Annotated in this window: 13 protein-coding genes; 6 read left to right on the forward strand and 7 right to left on the reverse strand. The window is 70.5% G+C overall.

Features of this window, described 5'->3' with window-relative positions:
- Nucleotides 1-32 precede the first annotated feature (32 nt).
- Nucleotides 33-635 carry a Uma2 family endonuclease gene (locus ACWDAG_RS31765; protein WP_450698982.1) on the forward strand — a complete coding sequence of 201 codons (603 nt, stop codon included), beginning with the start codon at nt 33-35 and terminating at the stop codon, nt 633-635.
- Here the strand turns inward: ACWDAG_RS31765 and ACWDAG_RS31770 are convergent.
- A complete protein-coding gene (locus ACWDAG_RS31770) occupies nt 627-1,454 on the reverse strand; it encodes a diacylglycerol kinase (protein ID WP_450698983.1) in 828 nt (275 codons plus the stop codon). The genes ACWDAG_RS31765 and ACWDAG_RS31770 overlap by 9 nt on opposite strands.
- A gap of 195 nt (nt 1,455-1,649) precedes the next feature.
- Here ACWDAG_RS31770 and ACWDAG_RS31775 point away from each other — a divergent pair, with 195 nt between their 5' ends.
- Both ACWDAG_RS31775 and ACWDAG_RS31780 read left to right on the forward strand, forming a co-directional pair.
- A complete protein-coding gene (locus ACWDAG_RS31775) occupies nt 1,650-2,933 on the forward strand; it encodes an adenylosuccinate synthase (protein ID WP_450698984.1) in 1,284 nt (427 codons plus the stop codon).
- 156 nt (nt 2,934-3,089) lie between these two features.
- A complete protein-coding gene (locus ACWDAG_RS31780) occupies nt 3,090-4,916 on the forward strand; it encodes a bifunctional metallophosphatase/5'-nucleotidase (RefSeq protein WP_450698985.1) in 1,827 nt (608 codons plus the stop codon).
- Between the two features lie 16 nt (nt 4,917-4,932).
- Here ACWDAG_RS31780 and ACWDAG_RS31785 read toward each other — a convergent pair whose 3' ends face one another.
- Nucleotides 4,933-5,790: an NmrA family NAD(P)-binding protein gene (locus tag ACWDAG_RS31785; RefSeq protein WP_450698986.1), complete on the reverse strand. Its 858-nt coding sequence runs from the start codon at nt 5,788-5,790 to the stop codon at nt 4,933-4,935.
- Nucleotides 5,791-5,982: 192 nt separating this feature from the next.
- Between ACWDAG_RS31785 and ACWDAG_RS31790 the strand changes: the two genes are divergently transcribed.
- The gene (locus ACWDAG_RS31790; protein ID WP_450698987.1) at nt 5,983-6,273 is read left to right on the forward strand and encodes a hypothetical protein; all 291 of its coding nucleotides are present in this window, start codon (nt 5,983-5,985) and stop codon (nt 6,271-6,273) included.
- 102 nt (nt 6,274-6,375) lie between these two features.
- On the opposite strand, the gene ACWDAG_RS31795 is transcribed toward ACWDAG_RS31790, so the two are convergent.
- From ACWDAG_RS31795 to ACWDAG_RS31815, 5 genes are all read right to left on the reverse strand, one after another.
- Nucleotides 6,376-7,329 (reverse strand): hypothetical protein, encoded by a 954-nt coding sequence (locus ACWDAG_RS31795; protein WP_450698988.1) that lies wholly within the window; start codon nt 7,327-7,329, stop codon nt 6,376-6,378.
- A gap of 88 nt (nt 7,330-7,417) precedes the next feature.
- A complete protein-coding gene (locus tag ACWDAG_RS31800) occupies nt 7,418-8,068 on the reverse strand; it encodes a hypothetical protein (RefSeq protein ID WP_450698989.1) in 651 nt (216 codons plus the stop codon).
- Nucleotides 8,069-8,240: 172 nt separating this feature from the next.
- On the reverse strand, nt 8,241-10,757 hold the full coding sequence (locus tag ACWDAG_RS31805) for a dolichyl-phosphate beta-glucosyltransferase (protein WP_450698990.1): 2,517 nt from the start codon (nt 10,755-10,757) through the stop codon (nt 8,241-8,243).
- Complete coding sequence (locus ACWDAG_RS31810; RefSeq protein ID WP_450698991.1) at nt 10,754-11,455, reverse strand: GntR family transcriptional regulator; 702 nt, start codon at nt 11,453-11,455, stop codon at nt 10,754-10,756. Before ACWDAG_RS31810 ends, ACWDAG_RS31805 begins: the two co-directional genes overlap by 4 nt.
- A gap of 251 nt (nt 11,456-11,706) precedes the next feature.
- Nucleotides 11,707-13,062 (reverse strand): aminotransferase class III-fold pyridoxal phosphate-dependent enzyme, encoded by a 1,356-nt coding sequence (locus ACWDAG_RS31815; protein ID WP_450698992.1) that lies wholly within the window; start codon nt 13,060-13,062, stop codon nt 11,707-11,709.
- Between the two features lie 207 nt (nt 13,063-13,269).
- Here ACWDAG_RS31815 and ACWDAG_RS31820 point away from each other — a divergent pair, with 207 nt between their 5' ends.
- Nucleotides 13,270-15,156 (forward strand): protein kinase domain-containing protein, encoded by a 1,887-nt coding sequence (locus ACWDAG_RS31820; RefSeq protein ID WP_450698993.1) that lies wholly within the window; start codon nt 13,270-13,272, stop codon nt 15,154-15,156.
- A 90-nt stretch (nt 15,157-15,246) separates the two neighbouring features.
- Nucleotides 15,247-16,650: a M20/M25/M40 family metallo-hydrolase gene (locus ACWDAG_RS31825; protein WP_450698994.1), complete on the forward strand. Its 1,404-nt coding sequence runs from the start codon at nt 15,247-15,249 to the stop codon at nt 16,648-16,650.
- Nucleotides 16,651-16,672 lie beyond the last annotated feature (22 nt).

Genomic DNA, 16,672 nt, shown 5'->3' on the forward strand with positions numbered 1-16,672 from the left:
GTGGCTGGTCCGCATCAAGGGGAGGGCGCATCATGACACTCGTGGCGGAGCAACCAACGATAAGCGGCACTGAGCCCGGAGGCAGCTTCGAGGAACTCCTGGACCTCCTCGAAGAGCTGCATGTGCCCGACGGCTACAAGGCCGAGATCATCAGGGGGAGCGTCGTTGTGTCGCCGTGGTCCAAGGGCTACTACAACCGTGTGATGAAGCTGGTGTGCAAACAGCTGGAACCGCATCTGCCCGCGGGACACGAGATCGACCGGGCGCCGACGTTGTTCGTCTTCCCAGGGGACGAGTGTGCGTACGGGCCGGACATTCACGCGGTGCACGAGCAAGTTCTCGAGACGGAGAGCAATCACCTGGACGGCGAAGGCCTGTGTTTCGTCGCCGAACTGACCTCTCGCTCCACGAGGAAAGACGACCTGACCGACAAGGTCGACGTCTACGCCAAGGCAGGCATCCCTGTGTATCTGATCCTCGACATGCAGGAGGAGCGGGCCGTTGTGTATGGGTCCCCCTCGGCAAAGGGCTATGAGGATCGCTCCATCAAGCCGTTCGGCGAGAAGATCTACATCCCGGCCCCGTTTGACTGCATGCTCGACACCGCCGGCTTCCAACGGCCCGGCTCACGCTGACGGCACCGTCAACCCCCAAGCCCCCTCCCAAACCGTCCACGTCCGCCTCCGCACCGGCCCCCACACCCCCGCATCCGCCCGGTACCGGAAGTCCGCCCCGGACACGCTCACCGTCCGGCCCTGGGCCCGTACGGGCGAGGCCTCCGCGCCCACCGACAGCGGCCGTACCTCCACCTCGGCCAGACCGCAGTCACCCGGCGTCACCGACACCGCCTCCACCGGCTGGTCCAGGTCCAGCAGCGTCACCCCGTCGACCTCCACCCGCAGCCGGGCCGGCCGGGGCGCCGGGATCGAGGTCTCGCGGGCCGGTACCAGGGTGCGTACGAGCGACTGGGCCGTGCGCAGCCAGGGGCGCCCCGCCTCCAGCGCAGGGGTCTGCACGGTCACCGGCGGGATGTGGAGCGCGCCGAGCACCACCCCGTCGCTCTCGTCCACCAGCAGGTCCCGCCGCCGTACGACCCCGTCGAGGACCGCCCGCGCCGCCGCCACCGCCCCCGTGGGCACCCCCAGGGAACGGGCCACCGACAGCGCACCGCCCACCGGCACCACCGACAGGGCACATCCGGCCAGCTCCCGCTGCCGGTGCAAAAGGGACACCGCGCGGACCAGGGCGCGGTCGTCGCCGATGACCACCGGCCGTCGGGACCCCCGCCGGGAAAGTGCCCGGGCGAATTCCTCCGGGCCCTCCGGCAGGCACACCTTCGCGTGCGCACCCGCGCTGAGCACGTCTTTTGCGATGCGTACCGACTCCCCGTCCGTCCGCCGGGCGACCGGATCGATGACCACCAACAGCTGATCGGAAGTCGCGGAAGTCACCACCTCGGTCCTGCCTCGCTTCCTCGGGTAGCATCTTTGTGCAAGAGCCCCTTGCGCTATTGCGCCAGGGGCTTCGTCTATTCCGGGGCATCCGGTCCGACGGTTTGCGGCCAACGACGGCCGCGGTGCACGCGGCGGTGAACCTTACGCGTACGCCCCTGACCTTGGACATGCCCCGCCCGGAAGGGGTGTACGCGCGTGCCCGCACTTGTGCTGCTCGGTGCTCAGTGGGGTGACGAAGGCAAGGGAAAGGCGACGGACCTGCTAGGCGGATCCGTCGACTACGTGGTGCGATACCAGGGCGGCAACAACGCCGGCCACACGGTAGTCGTGGGCGACCAGAAGTACGCCCTTCACCTGCTCCCTTCCGGGATTCTCTCCCCCGGCTGCACGCCGGTCATCGGCAACGGTGTCGTCGTCGACCCGTCGGTCCTGTTCTCCGAGCTGAACGGGCTGAACGAGCGCGGCGTCGACACGTCCAAGCTCCTGATCAGCGGTAACGCTCACATCATCACGCCGTACAACGTGACGGTGGACAAGGTGACCGAGCGCTTCCTCGGCAAGCGGAAGATCGGGACCACCGGGCGCGGCATCGGCCCGACCTACGCGGACAAGATCAACCGTGTCGGCATCCGCGTACAGGATCTCTACGACGAGTCCATCCTCACCCAGAAGGTGGAGGCGGCTCTCGACGTCAAGAACCAGATCCTCACCAAGCTCTACAACCGCCGCGCGATCGCCATCGACCAGGTGGTCGAGGAGCTGCTGGGCTACGCGGACAAGCTCAAGCCGTACGTCGCCGACACGGTCCTCGTGCTCAACCAGGCCCTGGACGACGACAAGGTCGTGCTCTTCGAGGGCGGTCAGGGCACGCTCCTCGACATCGACCACGGGACCTATCCCTTCGTCACGTCCAGCAACCCCACCGCCGGTGGCGCGTGCACGGGCGCAGGCGTGGGCCCCACCAAGATCAGCCGGGTCATCGGCATCCTCAAGGCCTACACGACCCGCGTCGGCTCCGGCCCCTTCCCGACCGAACTCTTCGACGAGGACGGCGAGGCGCTGCGCCGCATCGGCGGCGAGCGGGGCGTGACGACCGGCCGTGACCGCCGCTGCGGCTGGTTCGACGCAGTGATCGCCCGCTACGCGACCCGCGTGAACGGCCTGACCGACTTCTTCCTCACCAAGCTGGACGTCCTGACCGGCTGGGAGGAGATCCCGGTCTGCGTGGCGTACGAGATCGACGGCAAGCGCGTCGAGGAGCTCCCGTACTCGCAGTCGGACTTCCACCACGCGAAGCCGGTCTACGAGACCCTGCCCGGCTGGTCGGAGGACATCACCAAGGCGAAGTCCTTCTCCGATCTGCCGAAGAACGCGCAGAACTACGTGAAGGCGCTGGAGGAGATGTCGGGCGCACCGATCTCCGCGATCGGCGTGGGTCCGGGCCGGGACGAGACGATCGAGATCAACTCGTTCCTGTAAATCCCATATGTCCGCTAGCTGTTGGGCCGGTCATGGACTTCCTTGACCGGTCCATGGCTTGTTCCTGGTTCCGGATGTAACTAAGGGGCGCAACTATCTACGCGGGTAGTCCCGCCGCGCCCTCCTCCACTTCCCCTCCATGACCAGGAGCCCCGTATGCCCGCCAGTCCCCTGAACCGCCGGGAGTTCGTGAAGAAGTCGGCCGTCACCGGTGCGGCCGTCGCCGCAGCGGGAGCGGTGGGCACCGGCACCGCCCAGGCCGCCGACCGCACGACCGAGAACGCCTCCAAGCCCTCCAAGACCTGGACGTTCTCCATCCTGGGCACCACCGACCTGCACAGTCACGTCTTCGACTGGGACTACTACAAGGACGCCGCCTACAGCGACAAGGCCGGCAACTCCGTCGGTGTCGCCCGTGTCGCCACCCTCATCAAGCAGCAGCGCGCGGCCAAGGGCGAGGAGCACGTGCTGCTCGTCGACGCCGGTGACATCATCCAGGGGACCTCGCTCGCGTACTATTTCGCGCGGGTCGACCCGATCACCGGCAAGGACGGCAAGAAGGGGCCCAAGCACCCCATGGCCGTCGCCATGAACCACATGCGCTACGACGCCGCCGCCCTCGGCAACCACGAGTTCAACTACGGCATAGAAACGCTGCGCAAGTTCGAGAAGCAGTGTCACTTCCCGCTGCTCGGCGCCAACGCCCTCGACGCGAAGACCCTTCGGCCGGCCTTCCACCCGTACACCGTGAAGCGCATCCGCGTCCCCGGCGCCCCCGACATCAAGGTCGGCATCCTCGGTCTGACCAACCCCGGTATCGCGCTGTGGGACAAGGACAACGTCAGCGGGAAGATGGTCTTCCCGGGGCTGGTCGAGCAGGCGAAGAAGTACGTGCCGCGGCTGCGGGCGCTGGGTTGTGACGTCGTCTTCCTGACGGACCACTCGGGCCTCGACGGCTCGACGTCGTGGGGTGACTCCCTGCCCTACGTCGAGAACGCCTCCAACCTCGTCGCCGAGCAGGTCCCCGGCATCGACGCGATCCTGGTCGGCCACACGCACAAGGAGGTGTCCTCGTACATCGTCAAGAACGATGAGACCGGCGAGGATGTCCTGCTCTCCGAGCCGTACTGCTGGGGCTACCGTCTCACCGTCTTCGACTTCGAGCTCGAACTGCACTGCGGGCAGTGGAAGGTGACGAAGAAGACGGCCCAGACCCTCGACCCGAAGGGCGTCGAGGAGGACCCGGAGATCACCAAGCTCCTCAAGGCCGACCACGACCTCGTGGTGAAGTACGTCAACACGGCCGTGGGCAAGTGCACCCAGGACCTCTCGGCGGCGGAGTCCTGCTGGAAGGACGTCCCGATCATGGACTTCATCCACGAGGTCCAGATGCAGTCGGTGAAGGCGGGCCTGTCGGCGAGCGATGCCGCGCTGCCCCTGATCTCGGTCGCCGCGCCGTTCAGCCGCACCGCCGACATCCCGGCCGGGAGCGTCACCATCAAGGACATCGCCGGGCTCTACATCTACGACAACACCCTGTACGGCAAGAAGCTCACGGGTGCGCAGTTGAAGGACTACCTGGAGTTCGCGGCGAAGTACTACCACCAGGTCCCGTCGGGCACGAAGGTCGACACCGCGACGCTGACCAACGCCAACAACTTCTGGGACTACATGTACGACACGGCCGCCGGCGTCTCGTACGACATCGACATCGCGCAGGCCGAGGGTTCGCGGATCAAGAACCTGACGTACAACGGCAAGGCGGTCGCCGACGACCAGGTCTTCGTCGTCGCGGTCAACAACTACCGTGCGAACGGCGGCTCCGGCTACCCGCACATCGCCACCGCCGACATCGCGTACAGCTCGACCAACGAGATCCGCCAGCTGATGATCGACTACGTCACGGCGAAGGGCACGCTGAACCCGGCGGACTTCGCGGTCACCAACTGGAAGCTGACGCAGGACGGGACGGCGGTCTTCTAGACGGCTGTCGTCCAGATCAGCGGCCGAAGGCCGCCACATGGGCGCCGGCCCACTCCGTGAACGTCCGCGGCCGGCGCCCCAGTACCTTCTCCACCGTCGGCAGTACCTCCGCGCCCCGGTCGCTCTCCCGTGTGCGCTGCATGATCGCGTCGACCACCTCCGGCGGGAAGCCGTAGGCGGACATGCCCGCGCGGGCCGCGTCGTCCGGGAGTGGGCGGATGCGCAGGTCGCGGTCGAGGACGCGGGCGAGGATCGCCAGTTCCTCGGTGGGGGTCAGGGACTGAGGGCCGCTCAACTCATAGGCGGCGCCCGTGTGTTCGGCGGTGGTCAGGGCCAGGGCCGCGATCTCCGCCACGTCCGCCGGGTCGATGCTCGCCGCCGGGCGGTCCGCGAAGGGGACGCTCACCTCGTCGCCCGCGCGGAGCCTGCCCGCCCACTGCAGGGCGTTCGACATGAAGCGGCCGGGGCGCAGCAGGGTCCATGCCCAGTCCCGGGACGGGTCCGTCACCGCGGCCTCCGCCTCCGCGTGCCAGCGGGCGATCACGTCGGAGCCCGCGCCCGCGTCCAGGACCGACAGCTTCACCAGGCGTTGTGTACCCGCCCTTGCCGCCGCCTCGGCGAGGGCGAGGTCATGGGTCGGGCCGGGGGTCGTGCCGACGCCCTGCGCCGACATCAGGAAGGCCCCGCTCGCCCCCGCGAACGCCGCGTCCAGGCTCGCCGGGTCGTCCGCGTCGCCGTACACCGCCTCGACGCCGGCCGGGAGCCGTGCCTCGGCCGGGCGGCGGGTCATCGCCCGTACCGGGTGGCCCGCGGCCGTCAGCCGTCGTACCAGCTCGCCGCCGACGTGCCCCGTCGCGCCGGTCACCAGGATCATCGCCGTCTCCTCTCGTCGTGCCCCCAGCCTGTGCGCACCGGCCGGTCGGCGCGTCGCACGCGGGGATGCTGCTCCGCTGCTCCCTGGGGAGTAGAGGGAAGCACCGGTTGGTGCATAACAGGGCAGCGTGCGCAAGTCGGGCATACGGTGGAGTTGTACGCGTGTGTGCGTCGACCAGAGAAGGTGAGAGCTATGCGTGTACTGCTCAGGGCGCACTTCGACACGGAGAAGTCGAACGAGGCCATCCGCAACGGCACCCTCGCGAAGATGATCCAGTCGTCGGTGGAGCAGATAAAGCCCGAAGCGGCCTACTTCACCGCCGACGAGGGCGAACGCACCGCCTTCCTGGTCTTCGACCTTCAGGACGTCTCCCAGATGCCCGTCATCAGCGAGCCGTTCTTCCTCAACCTGGGCGCCAAGATCGACTACACGCCGTTGATGAACCTTGAGGATGTCGAGAAGGGCCTCTCCCAGGTGCACTGACCACGGTTGCTCGGCTTCGTCTCGTACCGGCCGCGCCGGTGATTCGGGCTGACGTGCTTTTCTGCCGGGGGTCCGGGGGGCGTCCCCCGGGAAGGCGCAGTATCAGCCCGACCAGGCCCGCGCGACCTCGCCGAGCGCCGTGACCAGGCGGGAGCGGGCCGCCGGGTCGGAGCGCAGGCTGTAGCTGTTCTCCACATGCAGGAAGTCCACGCCCAGGTCGGCCGCCGTGCCGGCCTGGACGTTCGTCCGGCCCTCCAGTCCGTCGCAGTCGTCGGACCAGGCCCGGCAGACCCTGAAGCCCTGCGCCTCGATACGGTCGGCTGCCGCGCGGGCCGTCGGGGTGCGTCCGGCTGGGCCCGTCGAGAGCACCACGTCGTGGCCGGGGGAGCCGGCGTCGGCGAAGCCGTGCACCTGGAGGGCGGGGATGCGCCGGGTGACAAGGGCGTCGCAGACCGCGTTGAAGACCGTACGGCTGCTATGGGCCATGTCGGCCGTGCGTCCCGCGGCGGCGTCCCGGGGCGCGCCGGCGAGGATGAGCACGCCGCCGGGCACCCGGGCGAACAGCTCGGCACCGATCAGTTCGGTGTGCAGGTCGGAGCGGGGGTGGGGGATCTGGACGCTCCAACGCAGGGGGGCGCCGAGGTCCACGTAGACCCGGCCCCAGCCGCGGCCCGTTCCCACCATGTGCTCCGTCGGCTCCGCGATCTCGGCCACCTCGCGGCCGGAGTCGGCCAGTTGATGCCTCGTCAGCCGGTAGTCGATCTGTCGCAGCAGGTGCTGTGCGGCGAGGGAGCGACTGCCTCGCAGGGTGCCCGTCACGGCCTCGGCCACGGCCGTGCGTTCGCTGCGGGTGGGCGTGCGGTAGCCGCCGCTGCGGGGGAAGTGATCGACGTACTCGCGGAGTTCGTCGGCGAGGCGGAGTCCTTCCGGGGCCTCGGCGGGGGAGTCCGGGGGCAGCAGGGCGTACGTCGTCGGCACCGCGGCCGCCGTACTCACCGCGGCGAGGGCGATCAGGAGGGTGCGGCGGCGTGGCTGAAAGGCGCTCGCGAATTGCATGATGCGCCGAGCGTAGACCCCGGCCTCTTCTGAACGGCCTGGAGTCGACCGCACACAGGCCGCCGCCGACTGATCCCGACGACAGGGCCTAGCTGAAGACGATCATCGACCCCTGCGCCAGGCTCCGCGTCGCCGCCGCGTGCAGGCCCAGCCACACATGGCGTTCGCGGGCGAAGGGGCTGGGGTCGTACGGCGCGGGGACGGCGGGCTCCTCCAGCTCCGTGGGCGCGCGCGGTGGTTCGGGCGGCGTCGGAGGGTTGGCCGGATCTATGCCGATCGCCGGGGCCACGTACTCCAGTTCGCGCAGCAGCGCCTGGGCGGAGCCCAGCGGGCCGCCGCCGGCGAGAAGTTCTTCGTTCGACAGGGGCTGGGGGAAGTCGACCGGGACGTAGGCGCCCGCGTGGTCGTAGTGCCAGACGAGGTGCGACTGCTGGGCCGTCGCCTCGAACATCTCCAGCAGCTGCTCGTAGTCGCCGCCCAGTTCGTCGACCGGGGTCACCGGCAGCCCGCACACCTGGAGCAGGTAGACACGGCGCAGGAAGTGCAGCGCGTCGTAGTCGAAGCCGGCCACCGGGGCGACCTCGCCGGACAGGCCCGGCATGTACTGGTACACCGGCACCGGCGGCAGCCCGGCGGCGGCGAGCACGTTGTTGTACTGCGCGAGTTCCTCGGCGAAGGGATTGTCGGGGGTGTGGCACAACACGTCGACGAGCGGTACCAGCCACAGGTCACAGGCCAAAGAAGGCTCCTCACACGGCAAGTCGGTCAAGGCAGGGTAATCGGTACGGCTGCGGCCGCGCCCCGAAGAGGCGCGGGGCTGTATTCATTTGCGGCTCCGCCGGGTGGGCGCGACAAGCCACGACGAAGCCGTGGACAAGCGACGGCCCAGCCCCGCACACCCAGCGGAGCGCCTAGTGCAGGTCCCATACCCACACCCCAGCCACCCACTTCCCGGGCCGGCCCACCAGTTCGGTAACGGCCCTGCGCAGGGCCTCGTCGTGCGGGCCGGGGGCCACGACCAGCGCTCCTGCCCGCCAGTACGCGAAGTCGCGCTGCGCCTGCGCGTGCCAGGTCGCGTCGAGCTTCGGGACGACGCCGGTGTCGCGGACGTCACTCAGCAGGTCGGAGGTGTAGCGGGGTGAGGCCCCGTAGATGCCGATGCGGTCTTTGCCGTAGGGGCCGTTGAAGTAGCCGCCGGGGAGCCTGAAGCCGAGGCCGGCCTGCTGCTGCCAGTGCAGCGCCTCCGCGTCGCCGGCGTCGGGCAGCGGCACCGTGACGAGCGACTCGCCCTTGCGGACGTACGGCCGCCACGCCCCGTCGGTGAAGAAAGCGGGCGTCGCGGGGCGTTCGACCGTCTTCAGCGGGGCCGGGACCAGCGGGAGCAGGGCCAGGCAGACGCCGAGCAGGCCGAGGTACTGGGTGCCCGGGGTGCGGGTGGCCGTCAGCCGGTCCAGGGCGACGGCGAGCAGCATGCCGAGCGCGGGGGCGCAGATCATCGCGACCCTGCCCTCGATGACCGATTCGAACAGCGGCAGCCTGGCGAGGAGCGCCCAGGGGCCCGGGTAGACCGTGTCCGTCATCGGGATGCGGAACTGGGGCCCGAGCGAGAGCAGCGCCGCGCCGACCGCCGTCACCGCGAGCGCCTTGACCAGGGCCTGCTCCCACAGCCGTACGACGATCGCGAAGGCGAGGAGGACCAGCGGCCAGCCGTAGAAGGCGTTCTGCTCGGTGGGGTTGGACGAGAGGGCGTTCGCGCGCGGGGCGTTCCCCGCGATCAGGGAGCGTTCGGCGAAGGAGAGCAGCGCGAGGGGGCTGTTGCCCGAGCTGGCGGCGTGCGGCATGTGCGCATAACTCTGCGGCCCGGCGAACTGCCAGACCAACGGGTACGCGACGATCGGAAGACAGACCGCGGCAGCGATCCCGAGCCCGCGCAGCAGCGGTCGCCAGACCTGCTTGGCCACATCCGGGCGTACGACACCGTAGGCACCCGCGAACAGCACGAGCCCGATCGCGGTGAGCAGCAGCGGTTCTTCGCCCAGGAAGACTTGGTACGCAGCCATAATCCCGAGCACAACCCCGTCCTTCAGGGGCGCGGGGCTGTATCCATATGCGGCTCCGCCGCGGGGCGCGACCAGCCCCGACGGACCCGCAGACGAAAGACGGCCCACCCCAGCACAACCCGCGGAGCACAACCGCAAGGCCCGATCAATGATCAGCGGGATCATGAACAGCACCACGAAGTTGGGGTGCGCGTTGGCGTGGCTGACCATGGGCGGCGCAAACGCCGCCAGCGAGGCACCGACGAAGGCCGCGGACCGCCGCCGTACAACCCGCTTCACGATCAGCCAGTACCAGGCGGCCGCGGTGGCGGCGAGGCCCAGTGTCATCATGACGCTGAGGGAGACCGCCGGGCCCGCGAGGAGGGTGAGCGGGGCGAACGGGACGGTGAGGCCGAGCATGACCGTGTTCGCCATGAGGTTCACGCCGTCGGGGAAGCCCTGCAGATCGGAGAAGAGGGGATTGTGCAGGTGGGCGAGGTTGTGGGCGGTGACGTCGAAGAACCACTCCCACTGGTTCTGGTCCTGGAGGGAGTCGGGGAGGTAGCGGTGGTCCGGGTCGAACAGGCGGCCCGAGTACAGGGCCATCGACATGAGGAGGAAGAGGGTGACGGCGAAGACGTCGGCGGGGCGCAGGGAGCGGGCCCGGAGGCGGGCCAGTTCGGCGAGGACCCGGACGTAGTCGAGACGGCGCAGCTTCGAGCCGGGCCGGTGGGACCAGCGGATGGGGACCTCGGCGACCTGCCAGTCGGCGCGGTGGAAGTGCCACAGGACCTCGACGTCGATGCCCCAGCCGTTGATCCGGGAGGCGGCGAAGGCCTCGCGGGCCTTGTCGCCTTCGAAGAGCTTGAAGCCGCACTGGGTGTCGCGGATGCCGGGCACGGTCGTACGGCGTATGAGTAGGTTCCCGGCGCGGCCCAGCACTTCGCGCACCGGGTGCTGACGGTCCCCGATCGTCGCGCCGGGCACGGAACGGGAGCCGATCGCCGCCGCGTTCCCCTCGCCGAGCGCCTTGTCGAGCTGCTCCAGCTCCTCGATCGGGGCCGCGAGATCGGCGTCCGTGACCAGCACGCGCCGCCCCCGGGAGGCGGCGACCCCCAGGCGCAGGGCATGGCCCTTGCCGCGGTGGTGAGGGCCGGTGACGAGCTGGACGCGAGGGTCCTTCAGGCCCGTGACGACCTCCCGTGTGCCGTCCGTCGACCCGTCGTCGGCGACGACGACCTCCCACTCGCCCCAGCGGCCCTCGTTCTCGCGCAGATAGCGCGTGACGGCGTCGAGAGTGGGGCCGAGGCGCTGCTCCTCGTTGAAGGCGGGGATGACGACGGTGAGGTCCACGGCCCAGGCAGGAGTGCTCCTGGCCGGCTTGCTCATTCGTCAGCCAGCCGCTCGATGAGGGCCAGCGAGTGCTCGTTGTACGAGGCGACGATCGCCCGTGCCGTCCTGGTGTCGCGCTTGGCCAGGGCGTCGACCAGGTCGGTGTGGCCGGACCACAGGGCGCCGCGCAGATCGGACAGCCGGCGCAGATGCTGCACCGCGCACACCCAGGACTGGACGCGCAGCCGGTGCAGGAAGTCGGCCAGATAGGGGTTGCCGAAGAGGGTGCCGAGCTCGTGCCAGAAGCGCAGGTCGTAGCCGATCAGCACGGTGAGGTCGCCGGCCAGGGAGGCACGCTGCGCCTCCTCGCCACGCCGCCTGACCCCGGCGAGGGCGGCGACGGCACGGGGCTCGTCGTGCGGCGGGAACCGGTCCTGGTCCAGGTCCAGGGCGATGAACATGCCGTCGGTGACCAGGCTGCGGGCCTCGATGATGCCGCGGTAGTCGGCGACCGAGTACTCGTGGACGTGGAAGCCGCGGTGCTGGTCGGCGTCGAGGAGGCCCTGCGCGGACAGGTCGACGAGCGCCTCGCGCACGGGCGTCGCGGAGACCCCGTACTGCTCGGCGATCTCCTTCACCGTGAACTCCTGACCCGGCTGAAGCCGCCCCGCGAGGGCCTCGTCGCGAAGCGCGTCGGCGATCTGCTGCCGCAGGGTGCTGCGGGTCACGGAGCCGTTGCCGCTGCTGCCGGGCATGTGTCGGGCGTCTCCTCGTCGCGTCGGGTGGCGTGCACGTACCTATCTACGAGCACGCCACCTTACGCGTTCGACCTCCGGCTGTTTATCGGGTCTGCCTCGCGTTGTTCGCGCCGTTCATCCCAGCCGACCTGCCTTTCTGCTGGGGGTCCGGGGGCCTGCGGCGAAGCCGCTGATGTCACAGCCCCCGGAAAATGCAGCACCCGCGTAGCAGTGGCCGTTCGAGGCGGTTTCTCAGCGGTCGTGGGCCGCTACTTTGTGTACTCGTCCGCCACGGACAGCGCCGCGTCCAGCGCCGCGAGGCCCTCCTTCAGCTCGGCCTCGCTCACGTTGCACGGCGGCACGACATGGGTGCGGTTCATGTTGATGAAGGGCCAGATGCCGTGCTGCTTCGCGGCGGCGCCGAAGGCGGCCATCGCCGCGTTCGCCTCGCCGGCCGCGTTGTACGGCACCAGCGGCTCGCGCGTCTCCTTGTCCTTCACCAGGTCCAGCGCCCAGAACATGCCGACACCGCGCACCTCGCCGACGCTCGGGTGCCGCTCGGCGAGCTCGCGCAGCGCCGGACCGAGGACGGTCGCGCCCAGGTGCCGGGCGTTCTCGACGACGCCCTCCTGAGCCATGACGTTGATCGTCGCGACGGCGGCGGCGCAGGCCAGCGGGTGCCCGGAGTACGTCAGACCACCGGGGTACGCCCGCTTGCCGAAGGTCGCCGCGATCTCACCGGAGATGGCGACACCGCCGAGCGGCACATATCCGCTGTTCACGCCCTTGGCGAAGGTCATGAGGTCGGGTACGACACCGAACAGGTCGGCCGCGAACCACTCACCGGTCCGCCCGAACCCGGCCATGACCTCGTCCAGGATGAAGACGATCCCGTACTTGTCGCAGATCTCGCGCACCCCGGCGAGGTAGCCGGGCGGGGGCACCATGATCCCGGCGGTGCCCGGGATGGTCTCCAGGATGATCGCGGCGACGGTGGCCGGTCCCTCGAAGGCGATCGTGGTCTCCAGGTGCTCCAGCGCCCGCGCGCACTCCTGCTCCTCGGTCTCGGCGTAGAAGCGGGAGCGGTAGAGGTACGGCGCCCAGAAGTGCACGACACCGGCGGCCGCACCGTCGGAGGCCCAGCGGCGCGGGTCGCCGGTGAGGTTGATCGCCTGCTGGGTGCCGCCGTGGTAGGAGCGGTAGGCGGACAGGACCTTCGGCCGCCCGGTGTGCAGCCGTGCCATCCGCACGGCGTGCTCGACGGCGTCCGCGCCGCCGTTGGTGAAGAAGATCTTGTCCAGGTCGCCGGGCGTCCGCTCGGCGATCAGCCGGGCCGCCTCGGAGCGGGCCTCGATGGCGAAGGCGGGCGCGAACGTCGTCAGGTGCGCGGCCTGCTCCTGTATCGCGGCGACGACCTTCGGGTGCTGGTAGCCGATGTTGGTGTAGACGAGCCCGCTGGTGAAGTCCAGGTAGCGCCTGCCGTCGTAGTCCCAGAAGTACGACCCCTCCGCACCGGCGACGGCGAGCGGGTCGATGAGCTCCTGCGCGGACCAGGAGTGGAACACATGAGCACGGTCCGCGGCCTTCACGGCGGCGCCGGCCTGGGGGTTTGGCTGAGGGGTCATGCCGGTGAGCCTAGGAGCCCGCGATGCCTGCTCGGTATCGGCTTCCTGTCTGGCATGTGGGGGTTTCCGCGACAGGTTGTCGGGCCGGGTGGCCCGACGGGGGTGCCGCGCACGGCGTTACGGAACCGTAGACACCGCTCCCGGCGACTACCCCCGCGACCGCACTATTCTCGGTCTGTTGTACCTACGGGGGAAGGCGACGCGGCCATGGAGAAGCTCGGAGCGGGGGACCCGCAGCGCATCGGGGCCTACCGGCTGCTGGCCCGGCTCGGCGCCGGAGGCATGGGGCATGTGTATCTCGCGCGCTCGGACCGCGGCCGTACCGTCGCCGTGAAGCTGGTGCGGGAGGAGCTGGCCGCGCAGGAGGAGTTCCGGGCGCGGTTTAGGCAGGAGGTGCAGTCCGCGCGGCAGGTCGGCGGGCACTGGACGGCGCCCGTGCTGGACGCCGACACCGAGGCCGCGGTGCCGTGGGTGGCCACCGGGTACGTCGCCGGGCCCAGCCTGCAGCAGGTCGTCGGGCGGGATCACGGGGCGCTGCCCGAGCGCTCGGTGCACATCCTCGCGGCCGGGCTCGCGCACGCGCTGCAGGACATCCACGCCGCCGGGATCATCCACCGGGATCTGAAGCCGTCCAATGTGCTCGTCACCATCGACGGGCCGAGGGTCATCGACTTCGGGATCGCGCGGGCGCTGGAGACGGTGACGGACGGCGGGCTGACGCGGACCGGCGCGCTCGTCGGGTCGCCCGGTTTCATGGCTCCCGAGCAGGTGCGCGGTGACCGGATCACGCCCGCGTGCGACGTCTTCTGCCTGGGCTCCGTGCTGGCCTACGCCGCCACCGGTCACCTCCCCTTCGGCAGCGCCAACAGCGGTGTGCACGCCCTGATGTTCCGTATCGCCCAGGAGGAACCCGACCTGGAGGGGGTGCCCGAGGGCATCGCCGACCTCGTACGGGACTGTCTGAAGAAGGACCCGGGCGCGCGGCCGACGCTGGACCAGGTGCTGGAGCGCACGGGAGCCGAGGACACCGTGCTCGGCGGCCGTTCGCGCGACCCCTGGCTGCCGAGCGCGCTCGTCGCCCAACTCGGCCGTCACGCGGTGCAGTTGCTGGACGCGGAAGACCCGGAGGAGGGGACGGCGGCGCCCGCCGGTCCCTCGCTGCAGAAGCCGGCGCCCGAGGCCCCGCCCGAGCACGCCCCCGCCGCCGACGACTTGGCACCGGAAGCCGGCACGCCCGCCGGGCCGCCCCCGCCCGGGCAGCCGGGCAGCGGCGCCCCGCTGAACCACCTCCCCACCATGGTCGCCGGCCAGGCCCCGCCGACACCCCCGCCCGCCCACGCGCAGACACCCCCGGCCTACGGCTATCCGCAGCAGCACCCCCAGCAGCAGCCCGCCTACGGCTACCCGCCGCAGCAGCCCGGCGGCTACGGCTACCCCCCACAGCCCGGCGGCTACGGAGGCCTCGGCTCCACCCCGCCCTACGGCCCGTCCTACACCGGCCCGGTCCCGCAGGCCCCGCAGGAACCGCCCCGCCGGAGCGGCCGTTCCACCGTGGCGCTGATCGCCGTCGCGCTGGTCGTCGCGCTCGGCGCCGGCGGCTCGGTCTACGCCCTCATGAACGGTGGCAGCGACAAGGCCGACGACAAGCCGAGCCCGGCCCCGACCAGCGCGGCGCCCTCGAAGCCCGAGCCGAGCCCGACGACCCCGACGAGCGCGGAGCCCACCACCTCCGCACCCTCGGACGGTGCGGTCCCGACCGGCTATCTGGGCACCTGGACGGCCACCATCACCAACGCCGACGGCGAGAACACCCGTGAACTCACCATCCGGCAGGGCAAGGTGGGCGACCCCGTCCTCTCCCTCGTCGCCGACGGCCCCACCAGCAGCGGTACCTACCACTGCGTGTTCCAGGCCGATCTGACCGCGGCACCCGGCAGCGGTGGCCCCCTGGAGATCGGCCCGTCCACCGTGACGTCCGGCGACTCCGGCTACTGCAAGCCGGGCGACGCCACCGAGCTCAGCCTGCTGCCGGACGGCGGCCTGCAGCGTGAGAACACCAGCAACGGCGAGAAGCTGGAGTACACCAGGCAGTGAGGGGGGCGGGGCCGAAGGGCGCCCTTGTGCCGTAGTGGCGTGTCCATGACGATGAGCGGAGCGTCGGCATCGGCAGCCCCGGGAGAACACATGCGTCCCAGCCCCACCAGGAGAACGGTCCTGACCGCGACGGCGGCGGGCGCGGCGGCCCTCGGGACGGCGGCGAGCCCGGCCGAAGCGGCCGCACCGGGCCACCGCCCGCCCGCCACCGCACAGCCACCGAGCCGCGAACTCCGCACGCTGCTACGGGAGTTGGACTCCGCCCGCATCGAAGCGACCGTGCGCAAGCTCGTCTCCTTCGGCACCCGCCACACCCTCTCCGCCCAGGACGACCCGGACCGCGGCATCGGCGCCGCCCGCGACTGGCTCCTCGCCGAACTGCGCTCCTGCGCCGCCGCCTCCGGTGGCCGGATGACGGCCGAACTCCAGTCGTACGTCCAGGAACCGGCGTCCCGCATCCCCACCGCCACGAAGATCACGAACGTGCTCGCGACCCTGCGCGGATCGGTGACGCCGGAGCGCGTGTATGTCGTCTCCGGGCACTACGACTCCCGGGTCACGGACGTCATGAACGCCACCTCCGACGCGCCGGGCGCGGACGACGACGCCTCCGGGGTGGCCGTCGTACTGGAGCTGGCGCGGGTGATGGCGAAACGGCGCCCGGCCTCGACGATCGTGTTCGCGGCGGTGGCGGGGGAGGAGCAGGGGCTGTACGGATCGACGTATCTGGCCCAGCAGTTGAAGTCGGCCGGCACGGACGTGCAGGGGATGTTCACCAACGACATCGTCGGCAGCTCGACGGCGGACGACGGTACGAAGGACCCGTACACCATCCGGCTGTTCGCGGAGGGTGTCCCGACCTCGGAGACCCCGGAACAGGCTGCGATCCGCAGATCGGTGGGCGGCGAGAACGACTCCCCGTCCCGCCAGCTCGCCCGCTTCGTGCGGGACGTCGCCGACAACGAGGCGACCGGCATGCACGTCCGTGTCGTGTACCGCCGCGACCGCTACCTCCGCGGCGGCGACCACATCCCCTTCCTCGAACGTGCCTACCCGGCCGCCCGCTTCACCGAGCCGGCCGAGGACTTCGCCCACCAGCACCAGGACGTCCGCGTCGACGAGACCGGCAAGCAGTACGGCGACCTGCCCGAGTTCTGCGACTTCGACTTCGTCGAGCGGGTCGCACGGGTCAACGCGGCCGCCCTGTGGACCCTCGCCCAGGCGCCGGGCACACCACGCGGGGCGAAGATCGTGACCTCCGCCCTGACCAACTCCACCCGGCTGGTGTGGACGCGGGGCACGGAACCCGACCTGGCGGGCTACGAGATCGTCTGGCGCGAGACCACGGCACCGGAATGGACCCAGGTGGTCCCCGCCGGGGACGTCACCGCGTACGAGGTGGACCTGTCGAAGGACAACGTGTTCTTCGGGGTACGGGCCGTGAACCGGGCCGGTCTGCGCAGCCCGGTGGCCTTCCCGAGCCCGCAGTCCTGATCCGGCAGTTCCGCAGGAGCGG

The sequence above is a fragment of the Streptomyces sp. NPDC001157 genome (assembly GCF_053598255.1).